This window comes from Verrucosispora sp. SN26_14.1 (assembly GCF_004307965.1).
In the GTDB taxonomy this organism is placed as follows: Bacteria; Actinomycetota; Actinomycetes; order Mycobacteriales; family Micromonosporaceae; genus Micromonospora.
On the sequence record NZ_SISL01000832.1, the window covers coordinates 1 to 1042 of the forward strand.

1 protein-coding gene is annotated in these 1042 nt (G+C 74.7%); it reads right to left on the reverse strand.

The features are described from left to right. Positions 1-1042, reverse strand: a 1042-nt coding sequence (gene metE / locus EYA84_RS32275) for a 5-methyltetrahydropteroyltriglutamate--homocysteine S-methyltransferase (protein ID WP_131057905.1), incomplete at both ends; no start/stop codon positions are given.

The following is a 1042-nucleotide window of genomic DNA, read 5'->3' on the forward strand; positions in this document are numbered from 1 at the left end:
TAAGAGACAGGGCGTCGGCCCGTCGGCGGCCAGTTCGGCGCGGACCGAGGCGGCGGCCCGGACCAGCGCGGTCAGGGCCGGACGGACCTCGTCGTAGCCCCGGGTCTTGAGCCCGCAGTCGGGGTTGACCCAGAGCCGGTCCGGCCCGACGACCGCCGCCGCCCGGCGCAGCGCGGTGACCACCTCGGCGCCGTCGGGCACCCGGGGCGAGTGGATGTCGTAGACACCCGGCCCGATGCCCCGGGTGTAGCCGACGGTGGCCAGGTCGTCGAGGATCTCCATCCGGGAGCGGGACGCCTCGATGCTGGTCACGTCGGCGTCCAGGGCGTCGATGGCGGGCAGCACCTCGCCGAACTCCGAGTAGCACAGGTGGGTGTGGATCGCCGTGGCGTCGGCGACGCCGCTGGTCGCCAGCCGGAACGCCGCCACCGCCCAGTCCAGGTAGCCGGCGTGGTCCCGGCGGCGCGGCGGCAGCAGTTCCCGCAACGCGGGTTCGTCGACCTGGATGATCCGGATGCCCGCCGCCTCCAGGTCCCGCGCCTCGTCGCGCAGGGCGAGCGCGACCTGCCGGGCGGTCTCCGCCAGCGGCTGGTCCGCCCGGACGAACGACCAGGCCAGGATGGTCACCGGGCCGGTGAGCATGCCCTTGACCGGCCGGTCGGTGAGGGACTGGGCGTACCGGGACCAGGTCACCGTGATCGGTGCGCGCCGGGTCACGTCGCCGTACAGGATCGGCGGGCGTACGCACCGGGAGCCGTACGACTGGACCCAGCCGTGGGCGGTGGCGGCGAAGCCGTCGAGGTGTTCGGCGAAGTACTGCACCATGTCGTTGCGCTCCGGCTCGCCGTGCACCAGCACGTCCAGCCCGAGGCGTTCCTGTTCGGCCACCACCTCGGCGATCTCGGCCCGCATCCGCTCGGCGTAGCCGGCCGCGTCCAGGCGACCGGCCCGGTGCTCGGCCCGGGCCCGGCGCAACGCCTCGGTCTGCGGGAACGACCCGATGGTGGTGGTCGCCAGCGCGGGCAGCCCGAGGCGTCGGCGA